This window comes from Pseudomonas mosselii, assembly GCF_005796105.1.
GTDB classification, from domain to species: Bacteria; Pseudomonadota; Gammaproteobacteria; order Pseudomonadales; family Pseudomonadaceae; genus Aquipseudomonas; species Aquipseudomonas mosselii_C.
In genome coordinates, this window is record NZ_VAUO01000002.1 from 322,998 (window position 1) to 339,945 (window position 16,948).

The 16,948-nt window shown below is 61.6% G+C and carries 16 protein-coding genes and 2 tRNA genes; 8 read left to right on the forward strand and 10 right to left on the reverse strand.

The annotated features are described in order from the left end of the window. Positions 1-11: 11 nt before the first annotated feature. The 6 genes from ruvC to FEM01_RS06435 form a co-directional block, all read right to left on the reverse strand. A complete protein-coding gene (gene ruvC, locus FEM01_RS06410) occupies positions 12-536 on the reverse strand; it encodes a crossover junction endodeoxyribonuclease RuvC (protein WP_138218453.1) in 525 nt (174 codons plus the stop codon). 144 nt (positions 537-680) lie between these two features. Next, positions 681-1,433: a YebC/PmpR family DNA-binding transcriptional regulator gene (locus FEM01_RS06415; RefSeq protein ID WP_138218454.1), complete on the reverse strand. Its 753-nt coding sequence runs from the start codon at positions 1,431-1,433 to the stop codon at positions 681-683. Between the two features lie 108 nt (positions 1,434-1,541). Beyond that, on the reverse strand, positions 1,542-3,317 hold the full coding sequence (aspS, locus tag FEM01_RS06420) for an aspartate--tRNA ligase (RefSeq protein WP_138218455.1): 1,776 nt from the start codon (positions 3,315-3,317) through the stop codon (positions 1,542-1,544). A gap of 93 nt (positions 3,318-3,410) precedes the next feature. Further along, positions 3,411-3,632, reverse strand: a complete 222-nt coding sequence (locus FEM01_RS06425; RefSeq protein WP_138218456.1) for an FmdB family zinc ribbon protein — start codon at positions 3,630-3,632, stop codon at positions 3,411-3,413. Positions 3,633-3,725: 93 nt separating this feature from the next. Further along, a complete protein-coding gene (locus FEM01_RS06430) occupies positions 3,726-4,055 on the reverse strand; it encodes a ribbon-helix-helix domain-containing protein (protein ID WP_138219110.1) in 330 nt (109 codons plus the stop codon). 186 nt (positions 4,056-4,241) lie between these two features. Next, the gene (locus FEM01_RS06435; RefSeq protein WP_138218457.1) at positions 4,242-4,715 is read right to left on the reverse strand and encodes a Dps family protein; all 474 of its coding nucleotides are present in this window, start codon (positions 4,713-4,715) and stop codon (positions 4,242-4,244) included. A gap of 289 nt (positions 4,716-5,004) precedes the next feature. Here FEM01_RS06435 and FEM01_RS24495 point away from each other — a divergent pair, with 289 nt between their 5' ends. Next, positions 5,005-5,598, forward strand: coding sequence for a cold shock domain-containing protein (locus FEM01_RS24495; protein ID WP_138218458.1), 594 nt, complete (start codon positions 5,005-5,007; stop codon positions 5,596-5,598). An 18-nt stretch (positions 5,599-5,616) separates the two neighbouring features. Here FEM01_RS24495 and FEM01_RS06445 read toward each other — a convergent pair whose 3' ends face one another. From FEM01_RS06445 to FEM01_RS24150, 3 genes are all read right to left on the reverse strand, one after another. After that, positions 5,617-5,823: a SlyX family protein gene (locus tag FEM01_RS06445; protein WP_138218459.1), complete on the reverse strand. Its 207-nt coding sequence runs from the start codon at positions 5,821-5,823 to the stop codon at positions 5,617-5,619. Between the two features lie 3 nt (positions 5,824-5,826). Then, a complete protein-coding gene (locus FEM01_RS06450; protein ID WP_138218460.1) occupies positions 5,827-6,246 on the reverse strand; it encodes an HIT family protein in 420 nt (139 codons plus the stop codon). 215 nt (positions 6,247-6,461) lie between these two features. Beyond that, a complete protein-coding gene (locus FEM01_RS24150; RefSeq protein ID WP_171030916.1) occupies positions 6,462-6,623 on the reverse strand; it encodes a hypothetical protein in 162 nt (53 codons plus the stop codon). A gap of 390 nt (positions 6,624-7,013) precedes the next feature. Here FEM01_RS24150 and FEM01_RS06455 point away from each other — a divergent pair, with 390 nt between their 5' ends. The 3 genes from FEM01_RS06455 (at position 7,014) to FEM01_RS06465 (ending at position 11,139) form a co-directional block, all read left to right on the forward strand. Beyond that, entirely contained in the window at positions 7,014-8,291 is a 1,278-nt protein-coding gene (locus FEM01_RS06455) for an OprD family porin (RefSeq protein ID WP_138218461.1), read from the forward strand. Positions 8,292-8,448: 157 nt separating this feature from the next. Further along, positions 8,449-10,164, forward strand: coding sequence for a proline--tRNA ligase (locus FEM01_RS06460; protein WP_138218462.1), 1,716 nt, complete (start codon positions 8,449-8,451; stop codon positions 10,162-10,164). A gap of 21 nt (positions 10,165-10,185) precedes the next feature. Further along, positions 10,186-11,139, forward strand: coding sequence for a hypothetical protein (locus FEM01_RS06465; protein WP_138218463.1), 954 nt, complete (start codon positions 10,186-10,188; stop codon positions 11,137-11,139). Positions 11,140-11,186: 47 nt separating this feature from the next. On the opposite strand, the gene dinB is transcribed toward FEM01_RS06465, so the two are convergent. Next, a complete protein-coding gene (gene dinB / locus FEM01_RS06470) occupies positions 11,187-12,245 on the reverse strand; it encodes a DNA polymerase IV (protein WP_171030925.1) in 1,059 nt (352 codons plus the stop codon). Between the two features lie 209 nt (positions 12,246-12,454). Between dinB and FEM01_RS06475 the strand changes: the two genes are divergently transcribed. The 4 genes from FEM01_RS06475 to FEM01_RS06490 all read left to right on the forward strand — a co-directional run bounded on the left by FEM01_RS06475 (position 12,455) and on the right by FEM01_RS06490 (position 16,914). Beyond that, positions 12,455-12,531 (forward strand) — tRNA-Met (locus tag FEM01_RS06475). Positions 12,532-12,664: 133 nt separating this feature from the next. Next, positions 12,665-12,741 (forward strand) — tRNA-Met (locus tag FEM01_RS06480). 238 nt (positions 12,742-12,979) lie between these two features. Then, complete coding sequence (gene mprF / locus FEM01_RS06485) at positions 12,980-15,622, forward strand: bifunctional lysylphosphatidylglycerol flippase/synthetase MprF (RefSeq protein WP_138218465.1); 2,643 nt, start codon at positions 12,980-12,982, stop codon at positions 15,620-15,622. Beyond that, positions 15,622-16,914: a virulence factor family protein gene (locus FEM01_RS06490; RefSeq protein WP_138218466.1), complete on the forward strand. Its 1,293-nt coding sequence runs from the start codon at positions 15,622-15,624 to the stop codon at positions 16,912-16,914. Before mprF ends, FEM01_RS06490 begins: the two co-directional genes overlap by 1 nt. The last annotated feature ends 34 nt before the right edge of the window (positions 16,915-16,948 follow it).

The window sequence follows — 16,948 nt, forward strand, 5'->3', positions numbered from 1 at the left end:
GCATGAAGCTGCTACAGACGCAAGCGCCCACCACGCCGCCGCGCCGTACTCAAACCGTGAGGAATGAGACTGGAGCGGGTGTGCGCGTGACACAGGGCGATCGCCAGGGCGTCGGAGGCATCGATCTGCGGCTTTTGCGTCAGTTTGAGCAGGTGCATGACCATCATCATCACCTGTTCCTTATTGGCCCCACCCGTGCCGGCCACAGCTTGCTTGACCTGACTGGCGGTGTACTCGGCGATCTCGAGGCCGGCCTCGGCGGCGGCAACGATGGCCGCACCACGGGCCTGACCAAGCTTGAGCGCCGAATCGGCGTTACGCGCCATGAATACCCGCTCGATACCCATGGTAACCGGCCCGTGCTGGCGAATGATTTCACTGACACCACGAAACACGATCTGCAGGCGCTCGTGCAGCTCCCCCCCGCCAGTGCGAATACAGCCAGAGGCCACGTACTCGCAGCCCCGCGCGGTCTGGCGAACCACACCGAAACCGGTGATGCGCGAACCGGGGTCGATACCAAGAATCAGCGTCATAACACCTGTCTTATCGTTGCAGCAGCCAAGGCACCCTGCGCAGGCGAGCCCGCGCCCACCCACATCGCGCCGTTTCTTAATATGATGCGAGCCCTGTGGGAACGGGCTTGCCCGCGAACAGGCCGGCACACGCCAGCCTGAGCATCAGCCCAACGCTTCCATGATCTCGTCGGAGATCTGTGCATTGGAGTAGACGTTCTGCACGTCATCCAGGTCCTCGAGCATGTCGATCAGCTTGAGCACCTTCTCCGCACCTTCCTGATCCAACTCGGCACTGGTGGTCGGCTGCATCACGATCTCAGCGTCAGACGCTTTGAAACCGGCCTCTTCGAGGGCGTTTCGCACGGCGTAGAAGCTGTTGAACGAGGTGAATACATCGAACGAACCATCGTCATGGGCCACGACGTCGTCGGCATCGGCCTCCATGGCGGCTTCCATCAGCGCATCTTCGTTCACGTTCAGCTCAGCGGCAAAGCTGATCTGCCCCTTGCGCTCGAACAAGTAGGCCACCGAACCGTCGGTCCCCAGGTTGCCACCGCACTTGGTGAACGCGTGGCGCACGGCCGCCGCCGTACGGTTGCGGTTGTCAGTCATGGCCTCGACCATGATCGCCACGCCCCCCGGGCCGTAACCCTCGTAGCTGAGTTCCTCGACGTTATCGCTTTCGTTGGTGCCGGCACCTCGGGCCACAGCGCGATCGATGATGTCGCGGCTCATGTTGGCGCCCAAGGCCTTGTCCAGCGCCAGGCGCAGACGCGGGTTAGAGGCAGCGTCCGGGCCACCCTGCTTGGCAGCGACGGTCAGCTCGCGAATCCACTTGGTAAAGATCTTGCCTCTCTTGGCATCCTGGCGCTCTTTGCGGTGCTTGATGTTCGCCCACTTGGAATGACCAGCCATAACGACTCCAAATCCTTGAAACAGAAACAGGTTCCGCCCCGAAGGGCGGAACGTGAAAAACCTGCGCAGTTGCGCGGGGGCACCCCGCCACCGGGATACCCCGGTCGATCACTCGACCTTGGTCTGCTCACGCAGACGGATGTGCAGCTCGCGCAGGGCCTTAGCGTCGACCTGGCCTGGGGCCTGGGTCATCACATCGGCGGCACTCTGGGTTTTCGGGAAGGCAATGACTTCACGGATCGACTGGGCGCCGGTCATCAGCATGACCAGACGGTCCAGACCGAAGGCCAGGCCGCCATGGGGCGGTGCACCGAACTTCAGGGCATCGAGCAGGAAGCCGAACTTCTCCTGCTGCTCGTCGGCGTCGATACCCAGCAGGCGGAAGACCGCCTGCTGCATTTCCTTGCGGTGGATACGGATCGAACCGCCACCCAACTCGGTGCCGTTGAGGACCATGTCGTAGGCACGGGAAAGGGCGCCGGCCGGATTGGCCTCGAGTTCCTCAGGGGTGCACTTGGGCGCGGTGAACGGGTGATGCAGCGCGCTGAAGCTGCCGTCTTCGTTCTCTTCGAACATCGGGAAGTCGACGACCCACATTGGCGCCCACTGGCAGGTCAGCAGTTCGAAATCGTGGCCCAGGCGGATACGCAGCGCGCCCAGGGCTTCGCTGACGATCTTGGCCTTGTCGGCACCGAAGAACACGATATCACCGTCAACCGCACCGACGCGGTCGAGGATATTGTTGAGGTTGGCCTCGGGGATGTTCTTGACGATCGGCGACTGCAGACCTTCGACACCCTTGGCGCGCTCGTTGACCTTGATGTAGGCCAGGCCCTTGGCACCGTAGATGCCGACGAACTTGGTGTACTCGTCGATCTTGCTACGCGGCATGCTGGCGCCGCCTGGAAGACGCAGGGCGGTGACACGGCATTTCGGATCATTGGCCGGGCCGGCGAAGACCTTGAATTCGACATCCTTGAGCTGGTCGGCGACATCTACCAGCTCCAGCGGGATACGCAGGTCTGGCTTGTCGGAGCCGTAGCGGCGCATGGCCTCTGCGTAGGTCATGTGCGGGAAATCACCGAACTCCAGGTCCAGGACTTCCTTGAACAGCTTGCGGATCATGCCTTCAGTCAGACCCATGATCTCGGCTTCGTCCAGGAAGCTGGTTTCGATGTCGATCTGGGTGAATTCTGGCTGGCGGTCAGCACGCAGGTCTTCGTCGCGGAAGCACTTGGCGATCTGGTAGTAGCGGTCGAAACCGGCAACCATCAGCAACTGCTTGAACAGCTGCGGCGACTGCGGCAGGGCGAAGAAGCTGCCGGCATGGGTGCGGCTTGGCACCAGGTAGTCGCGTGCGCCTTCAGGGGTTGCACGGGTCAGGATCGGGGTTTCAACGTCCAGGAAGCCATTTTCATCGAGGAAACGGCGAATGCTGCTGGTGATGCGCGAACGCAGGCGCAGCTTGTCGGCCATTTCAGGGCGACGCAGGTCGATGAATCGGTAGCGCAGGCGGGTTTCTTCGCCCACGTCGGAGTATTCGTTCAGCGGGAACGGCGGGGTTTCAGCTTCGTTGAGCACGGTCAGCTGGTAGCCGAGGATCTCGATGGCACCGGAAGCCATGTTGGCGTTCACCGCACCGTCCGGGCGCTTGCGCACTTTACCGGTGATCTGCACGACGTATTCGCTACGCACGCGGTCAGCAGCGGCGAAGGTTTCGGCGCGATCCGGGTCGAACACGACCTGGGCCATGCCTTCGCGATCACGGATGTCGAGGAAGATCACCCCGCCGTGGTCCCGGCGACGATGGACCCAGCCGCAAAGGGTGACTTCCTGGCCGTCCAGGCTCTCGTTCAGTTGGCCGCAATAGTGGCTGCGCATCATGATGGTGGTTCGCTTCTCGTGATTCGTGTGTTCGGTGGAGGTCTGGCTTGCCCAAGGGGCTAATACTGCAAGACCTGGTCGGTGCAATTCAACTCAGTCGGCCTTGTCGCCGCCTGCGAGATTTTTCTTTGCCCCGGTTTTGAAGTCGGTCTCGTACCAGCCGTTGCCGCTCAGGCGAAAGCCGGGGACCGACAGGAGTTTCTTCAATGCCGGCGCCTGGCATGCCGGGCAATCGGTCAGCGGCGCGGCGCTGATTTTTTGCAACGCCTCGAGCCGGTGATCGCAAGAGGTACATTGATAGTCGTAAAGGGGCATGGGTGTCTCTCGTCAACCGCATAGCACGCTGCCCGTGGCAGCAAAAAGCGCGATTATATATGGATAACCGACGCAGCGCAGCCCGCCCGGCACTCAGTCCGCATCTGGCGCATCCTGCAACCAGGCCACGCAGATGACCCGCACCAGCCCGCTGAAGTTGCGCACACCACCATGCCGCAGTTGCACCTCGCGATCAACGTAGGACAGCACCGCACTGACCGAACACTCGTTGGCCCTGGCTATACGTTCAAGGATGCGCCAATACACGACCTCCAGGCGCAAACAGGTGGCAAAACCGTTCAAACGCACCGAACGCGACACTGGCCCCGCCTGGGCCATGTCGAAATCCACCCTGAACGGATCCAACCCTGGCCTGTTCGAGCGCCGCACCTTCCGGTTGACGCCACATACCCCTCGTATCATCTCGCCCATCGAATCGCTCCATGTCACGCTCCGTCCATCCATCCCAAGAACAGACCCAGAACCCCATGAAGCGCCGCCCTACGAGCGGTTCCCAGTGGCAAAGCCTTCCCCGCAAACAATCGGGCCCGGCACCTGCCAAGGTGCCGGGCCCGATTCCAAGGGCACTGCGCGCAATTCAAGCGGTATCTATTTCCCGTCGAGCAATACCCGCAACATCCACGCAGTTTTCTCGTGAACCTGCATACGCTGGGTGAGCAGGTCAGCTGTCGGCTCGTCGCTGACTTTGTCCACCACCGGGAAAATGCTACGCGCGGTGCGCACCACCGCCTCCTGCCCTTGAACCAACTGACGGATCATCTCGTCGGCAACTGGCACCCCCTCCTCTTCCTTAATAGAAGAGTGTCGAGCATAGAACGCGTAGGCACCCGGCGCCGGGAAGCCCAAGGCACGGATGCGCTCGGCGATGGCGTCGACAGCCAGGGCCAGCTCGGTGTACTGCTCTTCGAACATCAGGTGCAGCGTACGGAACGAAGGCCCGGTAACGTTCCAGTGGAAGTTGTGGGTTTTCAGATACAGCACATAGGTGTCGGACAAAAGGCGTGACAGTCCGTCGACGATAGACTTGCGATCTTCTTCACTGATACCAATATCGATTGCCATAAAACTCCCCTTTCCATAACGCCTGAACACTCAAGCGGGTGCAGGTGACTGTATCAAGAGTTTCCCCGCCCTGCATGCCACACCATAAGGCGCACACCACTGCCACCGCCAATGGTTTGAGAAGCCCCCGTCTTTGCGGTTAAATAGGCAGCGTGCCACCCGTGCGGATTGTCAGATTGTCAATGCTGGGTGCATAGGCTGGCTTGTCACGTTTTCGCGCCTACCGTTTCCGCGCACCGTGCAGCCAGCTCATCCTGTGATCGGCCTTATCAATGCGAGCCAAACCAATATGTTCAAGATCGTCCATCTGGTGACGGGCGTGGCGGCGCTGCTGCTCTCGCTCATACCCAGCCTCAGAACCGACGCGACACCCTTGCTGCAACAACCCGAAGCGGTCTACCTGACCCTGCTCGGACTGCTGAACCTACTGCTCGCCCCTGCCCTGCCGCTGTACTACAAGGGTATGCGCCAGCAACTCCAACGCGCTGCCAGCATCCTGCTGGTCGCCGCAGTGATCCTGCAGACCATCACCCTGCTGGCTCGCCCAGAGCTGGGCAACCTGCCCGCGCTCGCCTGCGCAGCGCTCGCCACTGCCCTGCACATCGCCGCAGGCCTTGCCCGCAGCGCACGCAAGCCACGCACCAGCCAAGGCACCGCGCCCGAAGGCGGCAAACGCGATACCGGCACGGTGAAGTGGTTCAACACCTCAAAGGGCTTCGGCTTCATCTCCAGGGACTCCGGCGACGATATCTTCGTGCACTTTCGCGCGATCCGTGGCGAAGGCCACCGCGTTCTGGTCGAGGGCCAGCGCGTGGAGTTTTCCGTGATGCACCGCGACAAAGGCCTACAAGCCGAAGACGTGGTCGCGGTCTCGCGCCGCTGACCGCACGCTCCACCGCCCTCAATAATGAGGCGGTGGAGCCTCCTCTGCGGCGCTACCGTACTGGCCGGACATCTCCTCGTAGCGCTTGATCAGCTCGGCCATCTGCAACTGCAAACGCTCGATCACCCGATTCTGCTCGACCACCACATCATTGAGCGCCTGAATAGTGTCGTCCTGGAACGCCTGACGGGTTTCCAGTTCGACGATACGCAACTCCAGCGACATACCTCAGACCTCCTTGAAACTTGCGCCCAGCAGCGCACGCACCTGTTGGCCAATGGCCTCGACCTGCTCCGGGGTGTAGGCAATTGCCGGCACCTTGCCCCACACCGGCGCGGGCCAAGCAGCGTCGCCATGCCGACGGACAATCACGTGCATGTGCAACTGGCTGACCACATTACCCAGCGTGGCAACGTTCATCTTGTCGGCCGCAAACGGATGCTTGAGCACTTCGGCCAGCGCACTGGTCTCTTCCCACAATTGGCGCTGATCGGCTTCATCGAGATCGAAAAGCTCGCTGACGCCGGCGCGGCGCGGCACGAGAATGAACCATGGATAGTTGGCGTCCTTGCTCAGCAGCAGGCGGCACAGCGGCAGATCGCCCAGCACCAGAGTATCTTGCTGCAAGCGTGAATCGAGGGTGAACACGGCAAACCTCCTGAAAACCAATGCCCGCCCGTACGGCGGGAACAGGACGCGAAGGATACCTTGCTTCGCCTGGCACCACACGGCACCCCCCCTGCAAAAGCACACACTTGCACCCGACTGGGTCATGCCTGAGCACCCGGCGCCCCATTGCGGTAACACCGCGCTACTTTTCGCACCACAATGAGGCGACCCGTAACCGCACCACCCCAAAGACCTCACACAAAACAGTCAGGATCAACAAATCGCGGTAACACCTTGACTTTCAAGGCTGCTCCGATCCCGGCACAGTCGCGCACTCCTGGCACACCATCAGACACTGCAAAGCCCGTATTTACTGGGATTCCCGCCAATGCCAGCAGCGTTTGTGAAAATTTCATCAAACGTTCGTGAATTTGAGCACGCTTGTTGCATTCATTCGACACCAAGTCGGCACGACACCTGCAAAGAACAGGTGAGCGCGACAAACAACAACAGCAGCATCGGAGTCACCAGGGAGCCCTACAGACCCTACTTTGTGTTTACACACTAATGATGAGTCATGGGCAGCGCTGGCGTTGTACACCCACTAAACCGGGTGTGGTTTGCGACATGGAATTAACCGTAAGCGACACGACCATAAAGTTACCGAAAGGTTGTATTTATCCGTATCGCCAAGAATAGTCAGCGTGATATACATTTTCGCCGACATAACAAGAAAGAGCTGGCCCTGATAACTAAAACACTTGGGCGCAGCGGTACTCTTCCTAAAACCAAAGGAGCAAATCACGATGCGCGTGATGAAGTGGAGCATGATCGCCCTGGCCGTTTCGGCAGGGACCTCGCAGTTTGCTGTCGCGTCTTCGCAAGATGAAGCCCAGGGCTTCCTCGAAGACAGCAAGTTGAACGTTAAAATGCGTAACCTGTACTTCAGCCGTGACTACCGCAACACCGAGTCGGCTGCCAACCAAGCTGCCGGCCTGCGTCACGACCAGCGCGAATGGGGCCAAGGCTTCATCGGCACCTTCGAGTCGGGCTTCACTCAAGGCACCATCGGTGTCGGTGTCGATGCCATCGGCATGCTCGGCCTGAAACTCGACAGTGGCCGCGGCTACTCGGGCACCGGCTTGTTCCCTACCGGCAGCGACAACCGCTCGCAGGACGAGTACTCCAAAGGCGGCGCCGCCGTCAAATTCCGCGTATCGAACACGGTCCTGAAAGTCGGCGACCAGTTCACCTCGCTGCCGGTCTTCGCCACCGACGACAGCCGTCTGCTGCCTGAGACCGCTCAGGGCGCATTGATCACCAGCAACGAAATCAAGGGTCTGACCCTGCACGCAGGCCGCTTCACCGGCCTCGACGCCCAAGCTGAAACCAACCACGACTCCCTGCACCTGAAGTCGGCCAACGTCGTCGGCGGCACCTACGCCATCACCGACGGCCTGAGCACCAGCCTCTACTACTCGAAAGTAGAAGACTACTGGCGCAAATATTACGCCAACGTCAACTGGGCGCTGCCGATCTCGGACAAACAAGGCCTGGTGTTCGACTTCAACGTCTACGACACCAAGAGCGAGGGTAGCGAAGCACGCGCCTTCGACGGCGACAAGCTCGACAACCGTGCGTACAGCCTGTCCGGCGCCTACAACATTGGCGCGCACACCTTCACCGTGGCCTACCAGAAAATCACCGGCGACGGCGACTATCAGTATGGCGTCGACGGTGGCGGCTCCATCTTCCTGTCGAACTCGGTCGCTCGTTCCGACTTCAACGCCGAAGACGAGAAATCCTGGCAGCTGCGTTACGACCTGAACTTCGCCGAGTTCGGCGTACCGGGCCTGACCTTCATGACCCGCTACGTGCGCGGTACCGATGCCAACGTGGCCGGCACCAACAACGGCAAGGAATGGGAACGCGACGTCGACATCAAGTACGTCCTTCAGGAAGGCCCTGCCAAGGACCTGAGCTTCCGTGTCCGTCAGGCCACCTATCGCTCCTCCGACGCGGTCTACTCCAACTCGCTGGACGAACTGCGCCTGATCGTCGAGTACCCGCTGAGCATCCTGTAAGCCCCTGGCTTCAGCGCTTCGCACCTGAGAAAGCCCGGCTGATGCCGGGCTTTTTCTTGGCTGACACAACAGCATATCTGCTGCATTCTGTACGCTTTCGTTTCACCCCCGTACAATGCGGGGTCATCTCACATTCAGGCAATCGACACGGCTCACCATGCGCACCAGTCAATATTTGCTCGCCACCCAGAAAGAAACCCCGGCCGATGCAGTGGTCATCAGCCACCAGCTCATGCTGCGCGCCGGCATGATCCGCAAGCTGGCCTCCGGCCTGTACACCTGGCTGCCGATGGGCCTGCGGGTCATGCGCAAGGTCGAGAACGTGGTACGCGAGGAAATGAACGCCGCTGGCGCACTCGAAGTGCTGATGCCGAGCATCCAGCCCGCCGAGCTGTGGCAGGAATCCGGTCGCTGGGAACAGTACGGCCCAGAACTGCTGCGCCTGAAGGACCGGCATGACCGCGACTTCTGCGTAGGCCCGACCCACGAAGAAGTCATCACCGACCTCGCCCGCAACGAGCTGTCGAGCTACAAGCAGCTGCCGCTGAACATGTACCAGATCCAGACCAAGTTCCGTGACGAGATCCGTCCGCGCTTCGGCCTGATGCGCGGCCGCGAGTTCATCATGAAGGATGCCTACTCCTTCCATGCCGACCAGGCTTCCCTGCAGGAAACCTACGACCGCATGCACCAGGCATACACCAATGTATTCACCCGCCTGGGCCTGGACTTCCGCCCAGTGCAGGCAGACACCGGCTCCATCGGTGGCAGCTACTCCCATGAATTCCACGTGCTGGCCTCCTCCGGCGAGGACGACGTGATCTTCAGCGACACCTCCGACTACGCGGCCAATATCGAAAAAGCCGAAGCGGTCCCACGGGAAACCGTACGCCCGGCACCGACCGAGGAACTGCGTCTGGTCGACACGCCAAACGCCAAGACTATCGCGCAACTGGTGGAAAACTTCGGCCTGCCGATCGAAAAAACCGTGAAGACCCTGATCGTGCGCGGCGCCGAAGAAGGCAAGCTGATCGCACTGGTGGTGCGTGGCGATCACGAACTGAACGAGATCAAGGCTGCCAAGCTCGAGCAGGTCGCCGACCCACTGGTCATGGCCACCGACGCCGAACTGCGTGACGCGATTGGCGCCGGTGCTGGCTCCCTGGGCCCGCTGAACCTGCCGCTCGAATGCATCATCGACCGCTCGGTTGCCCTGATGAGCGACTTCGGCGTCGGCGCCAACATCGACGACAAACACTACTTCGGCGTGAACTGGGAACGCGACTTGCCAGTGCCACAGGTCGCCGACCTGCGCAACGTGGTCGCAGGCGACCCAAGCCCGGACGGCCAGGGCACCCTGGTGATCAAGCGCGGCATCGAGGTGGGGCATATCTTCCAGCTCGGCACCAAGTACAGCGAGGCGCTCAAGTGCCAGGTCCTGGGCGAAAACGGCAAGCCGGTGGTGCTGTCGATGGGCTGCTACGGTATCGGCGTATCCCGCGTGGTCGCCGCCGCCATCGAGCAGAACCACGACGACAAAGGCATCATCTGGAACGACGCCCTGGCCCCCTTCCAGATCGCCCTGGTGCCACTGCGTTACGAAACCGACGTGGTCCGCGAAGCCACCGACAAGCTCTACGCCGAGCTGACCGCCGCAGGCTTCGAGGTGCTGCTGGATGATCGCGACAAGAAGACCAGCCCTGGCATCAAGTTCGCCGACATGGAACTGATCGGTATCCCGCACCGCATCGTCGTCAGCGACCGCGGCCTTGCCGAAGGCAACCTCGAGTACAAGCACCGCACGGAGTCCGAGGCCCAGGCACTGCCGGTCAACGACGTGCTGACCTTCCTACAGGCCCGTGTCCGCCGCTGATAACCCGTTACGCGAGTGATCATGTCAAAGCGAAGTACCCACACTCTCGGGGGGGCCGCCTTGTGCGGCGCCCTGCTCCTGAGCGGCTGCGCCAACCAGATGTCCCAGCGCAGTGACCATGAGGAGCGCGTCGAGCGCAAGCTGCTCGAACACACCCTGCAGATCGACGTCGGCGAGCCGAAGGTGATGGAGCTGCCGCAACGACGCGTGCGTATCCACGAGCAGAAGCGCTTCGAAGTCACCGAGTTCGAAGTGACCCGCCACTATGACCGTTACACCCCCTACCAACCTTGGCGCGAAATCTACGAGATTCCGCTGGGCGCAGTGGCGGTGGTCGCCGGCATCGGCGCCAACGTGGTCAACGTATTCGCCTTGGGCAATCTGCCCGACAGCGTCACCCACGACTGGCTCAGCTACGGCGTAGCCGGGATCAATCCGTTCATGAACGTACAGTCCAACGGACGCGCACAACAGAACCTGGCGGGTATCAGCGAGGTCGAGAAAGGCAAGCGCGAAGAGTTCATCAGCCTGCCCTGGAATGAGCGACTGGTCGAAGTCAAAGCCGGCAAGATGACCCACGAGCTGACCACCGACAAGAACGGCGTGCTGCGCCTGAACCTGCTCGATAGCCCATTCTCCGAGCAGAACCTCAACCATGTCGGCACACTGCACCTGCACGTCGCCGACGAGGACAACGGGGTGCGTGGCGATGCCAGCCTGTTGGTCAGCGGCAGCCTGCGCGGCAAGCTGCTCGAAGCTCACGAACTGATCTTCGACGACCTCGAAGACGACGATGTCAGCCAGTGGGTTCATCGGGTCAAGCGCTTGTCGGAGCTGGGTCTTGAAGAAGAAGCCAGCGAGCTGGAACAAAGCTTGATCGAGCTGACCCGGAACGACCCGGAACTGCAGCAGGAGTTCGTAAAAAGCCTGACCAGGGCGACCGGCCGGCTGGTCGCCGACCCTGGCGCGCAGTAAACCGTGCAGCCCCGCTCCTGTCGGAGCGGGTTTGCCGGCCATCACCGCTAGATCCCCTCGAACAGTTCCAACTGCTCATGCGCACCGCGCAAGTCGCGCAATCTCACCCCAACGCCCAACAGCCGCACAGGCTTGTTACCACGGGCAAATGCCTGGCCAAGCAACTGCCGGTAACTTTCCAGGTCACGCCCAGCGCCAGACTGTTCCAACGTGGTCTGGCTGAAATCATGGAACTTCACCTTCACGAACGGTTTCTCCGGGCGGTAGCTGCTGTCCATTCGTGCAATCCGCTCGTTCAGACTGGCTAGCAGATCCGGCAGCTTCTCCAGACAACTGGACAGATCCGGCAGGTCCTGATCATAGGTATTCTCCACGCTCACTGACTGACGCCGGCTGTCGTTGTGCACCGCACGCTCATCGATCCCACGCGCCAGCCCCCACAACCGCTCGCCGAAACTGCCGAACTCGCGCACCAGCGCCAAGCGCGACCAATCGCGCAGTGACAAGCATGTATCGATCCCCAGCCGAGAGAGCTTCTCCGCCGTCACCTTGCCTACCCCGTGCAGGCGCGCGACAGGCAAAGCGGCCACGAACGCTTCGACCTGATCAGGGGTAATCACGAACAGGCCATTGGGCTTGCGCCAGTCACTGGCGATCTTGGCCAGGAATTTGTTCGGCGCTACTCCGGCCGACACGGTAATGTGCAACTGACGTGCGACCCGCCGGCGAATATCTTCGGCGATCCGCGTGGCACTGCCGGCAAACCAGGTGCTGTCTGAGACGTCCAGGTACGCCTCGTCCAACGACAACGGCTCGATCAGTTCGGTGTAATCGCGAAAAATCGCGTGGATCTCGCGCGAGGCCTCTTTATAAGCATCGAAACGCGGCTTGACGATCTCAAGGTCAGGGCACAGTTTCAGCGCATGCCCCGAAGCCATCGCCGAACGCACACCGTAGGCGCGCGCCTCATAATTGCAGGTGGCGATAACCCCACGCTGACCCGGCTGCCCACCCACGGCCATCGGACGGCCAACCAGGCGCGGGTCGTCACGCATCTCGATGGCGGCGTAAAAACAGTCACAATCAATGTGGATGATCTTGCGCAGAGACATGGACGACAGCCACTACTGTAAATTCATACAGATACTACCCCATGCCCCGTGGGCACGACAGTCCATCCACGAGAATCGGCCTGTAAGCCCCGCCAGCACTGAGCCGCGTACCGTTTGAAAGCGCTAAGAGATTGAACAAAAAAGGTTTTTTTGACTGAATGCTTGACACAGGCACGCAAATCCGTAGAATTCAGTTCCACAGGCGCGGGATGGAGCAGCCTGGTAGCTCGTCGGGCTCATAACCCGAAGGTCGTCGGTTCAAATCCGGCTCCCGCAACCAGATTAAAGAAAAGGCCACTGTTTCGACAGTGGCCTTTTTTATTACCAAGAAATAGTCGCTGAAAAATTCTTATGGGAAATCAAGCATTAACGCTTGACACCCTGCTCGGAATCCGTAAAATGCGCACCACTGACGCGGGATGGAGCAGCCTGGTAGCTCGTCGGGCTCATAACCCGAAGGTCGTCGGTTCAAATCCGGCTCCCGCAACCATATTCGTCAGAACGAACCCCGCTTATCGAAAGATGGCGGGGTTTGTTGCATTCAGCTTCGGCAAAACGCTTCCCTTCTCTGTGCCATACCTTGGCTCGATGGCTGAATGAACTATGTTTAACTATCCTGAAACAGATTAACTACGCGCCCCGGAGTAATATCTGGACACGTTTTTCCAAAGGGATTTTCACTTGGCCGTACCTTGCCTCTTCCTCGCGCTGATCGCTCGAGGCACACCATGACTGCCCCTACTCCCGAAACCCAGACCCCGCTCACAGCGGCATTGCCTACGGCTGCCCAGCACCTGCCCTGGCTGGAGCGCCTGAGCAAGTACCGTCAACCGCTGGGCTTGGCCGTGACCTTGCTGCTGTTTGCCATGGGTCTGATCGCCTGTCGCCACCTGTTGAGCGAACTGGACATCTATGCCCTGCACGACGCCATGCTCAGTGTGCCGGCCAAGTCCTTGCTTGGCGCGCTGTTGGCCAGCGTCGTCGGGTTCGTGATCCTGCTCGGCTATGAATGGTCAGCCACCCGCTACGCTGCGGTGCAACTGCCCACGCGGACCTTGCTATTGGGCGGCTTCAGCGCCTTCGCCATCGGCAATGCCATTGGCCTGTCGATGCTCTCGGGTGGCTCGGTGCGCTATCGCCTGTACGCCCGCCAAGGGCTGGGGGCTGCCGAAGTCGCACGCATGACCGTGTTCGCCAGCCTGTCCCTGGGCTGCGCGCTCCCGCCCTTGGCAGCACTGGCCACCCTCAGCGATCTGCCCTCGGCCGCCACTGCGTTGCGCTTACCGGCGCCCCTGCTCGGTGGTATCGCCGTCGCGGTGCTGGTGGCGAGCGTAGCCCTGGTGATTGGCCTGCACCGTCGCCGCCTGCCGGAACAACCGCTCAAGGACAGTCTGCTGGTGCAGTTCGGTCGGCGCACCCTACGCCTGCCTGGCGGGCGCCTGGCCGCACTGCAACTGCTGATCACCGCACTGGACGTGGCGGCTGCCGCCACGGTGCTCTACATGCTGCTGCCCGAGGCTCCACCGTTCGGCGCCTTCGTGCTGGTCTACCTGCTGGCACTGGCCGCTGGCGTGTTGAGCCATGTGCCCGGCGGGGTCGGTGTATTCGAGGCGATCCTGCTGGCGGCGTTCGCCAATCAGCTAGGCGCAGCCCCCTTGGCCGCAGCCCTGCTGCTGTACCGACTGATCTACGTAGTGCTACCGCTGCTGCTGGCCTGCGTCCTGCTGCTGGCCAACGAGGCTCGTCGCCTGCTATTCGCCCAACAAGCCCTGCGCGCCGCCTCAGGGCTGGCTGCACCGGTATTGGCGATCCTGGTCTTCCTGTCCGGTGTAGTACTGCTGTTCTCCGGCGCCACACCCGAGATCGACAGCCGCCTGGAACATATGGGCTTTCTGATACCGCATCGGTTGATCGATGCCTCGCACTTTGGCGCCAGCCTGATTGGCGTGCTCTGCCTTTTGCTGGCCCAAGGACTGCGGCGACGCCTATCAGCCGCCTGGCTGCTGACCACCGTATTGCTGCTGGTGGGTGCTGTGCTGTCGCTGCTCAAGGGGTTCGACTGGGAAGAAGCGACCCTGATGTGCTTCACAGCCGCCCTGCTGGCGTTGTTCCGCCGCTCGTTCTACCGCCCCAGTCGCCTGCTGGAGTTGCCGTTCTCACCGGTCTACCTGGTCGCCAGTGCCTGTGTGGTCGGGGCATCGGTCTGGCTTTTGCTGTTCGCCTACCAGGACGTGCCCTACACCCACAAACTCTGGTGGCAATTCACCCTTGATGCCGACGCCCCCCGCGGCCTGCGCGCCGCACTGGGCAGCGCCGTGCTGCTGGTGATCGTCGCCCTGACCTGGCTGCTGCGCACCGCCCGCCCCGTGATTCACCTCCCCACAGACGACGAGCTGCAACGGGCCAACCGTATCCTGCTAGCCTCCGACCAACCCGACGGTGGCCTGGCCTTGACCGGCGACAAGGCGCTGCTGTTCCACCCCAACGATAACGCATTCCTCATGTATGCCCGGCGCGGCCGTAGCCTGGTGGCACTGTATGACCCGATCGGCCCGGCACAGGAGCGCGCCGAGATGATCTGGCAGTTCCGCGACCTGTGCGACCTGCACCATGCTCGCCCGGTGTTCTATCAGGTGCGCGCGGAGAACCTGCCGTTCTACATGGACATCGGCCTGACCGCGATCAAGCTCGGTGAAGAAGCGCGTGTCGACTTGCGTCGCTTCGATATAGAGGCCAAAGGCAAGGAGATGAAGGACCTGCGCTACACCTGGAACCGGGGTGGTCGCGACGGTCTGAGCCTGGAAATCCACGAACCCGGCCACGCCCCACTGGCCGAACTCAAGGAGATTTCCGACGCTTGGCTGACCGGCAAGAACGTGCGCGAGAAAGGTTTCTCCCTCGGTCGCTTCAGCCCCGAGTACCTGCAGCACTTCCGTATCGCCCTGATCCGCTTCCAGGGCCGGCCGGTGGCCTTTGCCAACCTGCTGGAGACCCACAGCAACGAGTTGGCCAGCCTGGACCTAATGCGCGCCCACCCCGAGGCGCCGAAGCTGACCATGGAATTCATGATGGTGGGCCTGATTCTTCACTACAAGAGCCACGACTATGGCCGCTTCAGCCTCGGAATGGTCCCCCTTTCCGGGCTGCAACCGCGCCGAGGGGCGCCTTTGACCCAGCGCTTGGGCTCGATGGTGTTCCAGCGCGGTGAACAGCTTTACAACTTCCAGGGCCTGCGGCGCTTCAAGGACAAGTTCCAGCCGGACTGGGAACCTCGCTACATGGCCGTACCGGCCGGGCTCGACCCGCTGGTGGCACTGGCCGATACTGCTGCCCTGATCGCGGGTGGCCTGACTGGATTGGTGAAACGCTGATGATCCGACGCTATTGGCTGTACGTACTGATTCCCCTGCTGCTGGCCGCGCTGGCCGGCGGCACGGCCTTCTGGCTGTGGACCCGCCCAGCTCCCGAAGCACGCCTGGAACACCTGACACTGGGCAATGGCAGCGACCTGACCCGTGCCACCCCTGGCGTACGCGCCAAGGCCTGGGTGGCCATCGGCGTGCCTCAGGAGCAGGCGCTGAGCGACAAGCAACTGCTCGACCTGAGCCAGGCCGGAGAAGCCCAACTGGTGCAGGTGATCTTGCCTGCCACCGATTGCACCCAGCAGCAGGCGACGATGGACCAGGCCGTCGCGCAACTGGCCGACAAACCGACCCTGGTTGCCGGTATCGGCCCAGGTGCTGCACAAGCTTGGCGCTGGCTGGCCAGCCAGAGTGACGACAAAGCCCGCGCCATCTCGGTGGACTTCAACCTCGAACAGCCTGGCTGCCAACTCGCCCTGCCCAAGTCGGCGGCGCACGGCCACTGGAACGTGGCCTGGAACGACAACCCGGACGACGCCAGCGCAGCCTTCGTGCGTGACCAAGCCAATGCCGAAACCAGCATCGCCGACTACGACATCCATCTGCCTCAGGTACTCAAGGCTCAGTTGACCCAGGCCTTGGTCGGCCAGAACGGCAATGCCCTGGCCATTCCGGTGGTCGAGGTGCCGGCCGGGCAGACCACCGATACCGTCACCCTGTTCCTTTCCGGGGATGGCGGCTGGCGCGACCTGGACCGCGACGTGGCCGGTGAAATGGCCAAGCTGGGCTACCCGGTGGTGGGCATCGACACCCTGCGCTACTACTGGCAGCATAAGACCCCCGAGCAAAGCGCCGCCGACCTGTCCGAACTGATGCAGCATTACCGCCAGAAATGGGGCACCAAACGCTTCGTACTGACCGGTTACTCGTTCGGCGCCGACGTGCTTCCGGCGATCTACAACCGCCTGCCCGAAGAAGACCAGAAACGTATCGACGCGGTCATGCTGCTGGCCTTCGCGCGCAGCGGTAGTTTCGAGATCCAGGTCGAAGGCTGGCTGGGCAAGGAAGGCCAAGAAGCCCCTACTGGCCCAGAAATGGCCAAGCTGCCGGCGGCGAAGGTGGTGTGCATCTATGGCGTGGAAGAAACCGATGAAAGCGGCTGCACTGACAAGACGGCAGTGGGCGAGCGGCTGAAGCTGCCAGGCGGCCACCACTTCGACGAGAACTATCCAGCGCTGGCCAAGCGCCTGATCGATGAGATCGAGACGCGCCAAGGCAAATCCAGCGTCGCCGAGAAGTAACCTGAGAAGGGCCGCTCTGCGGCCCTTCTCACAG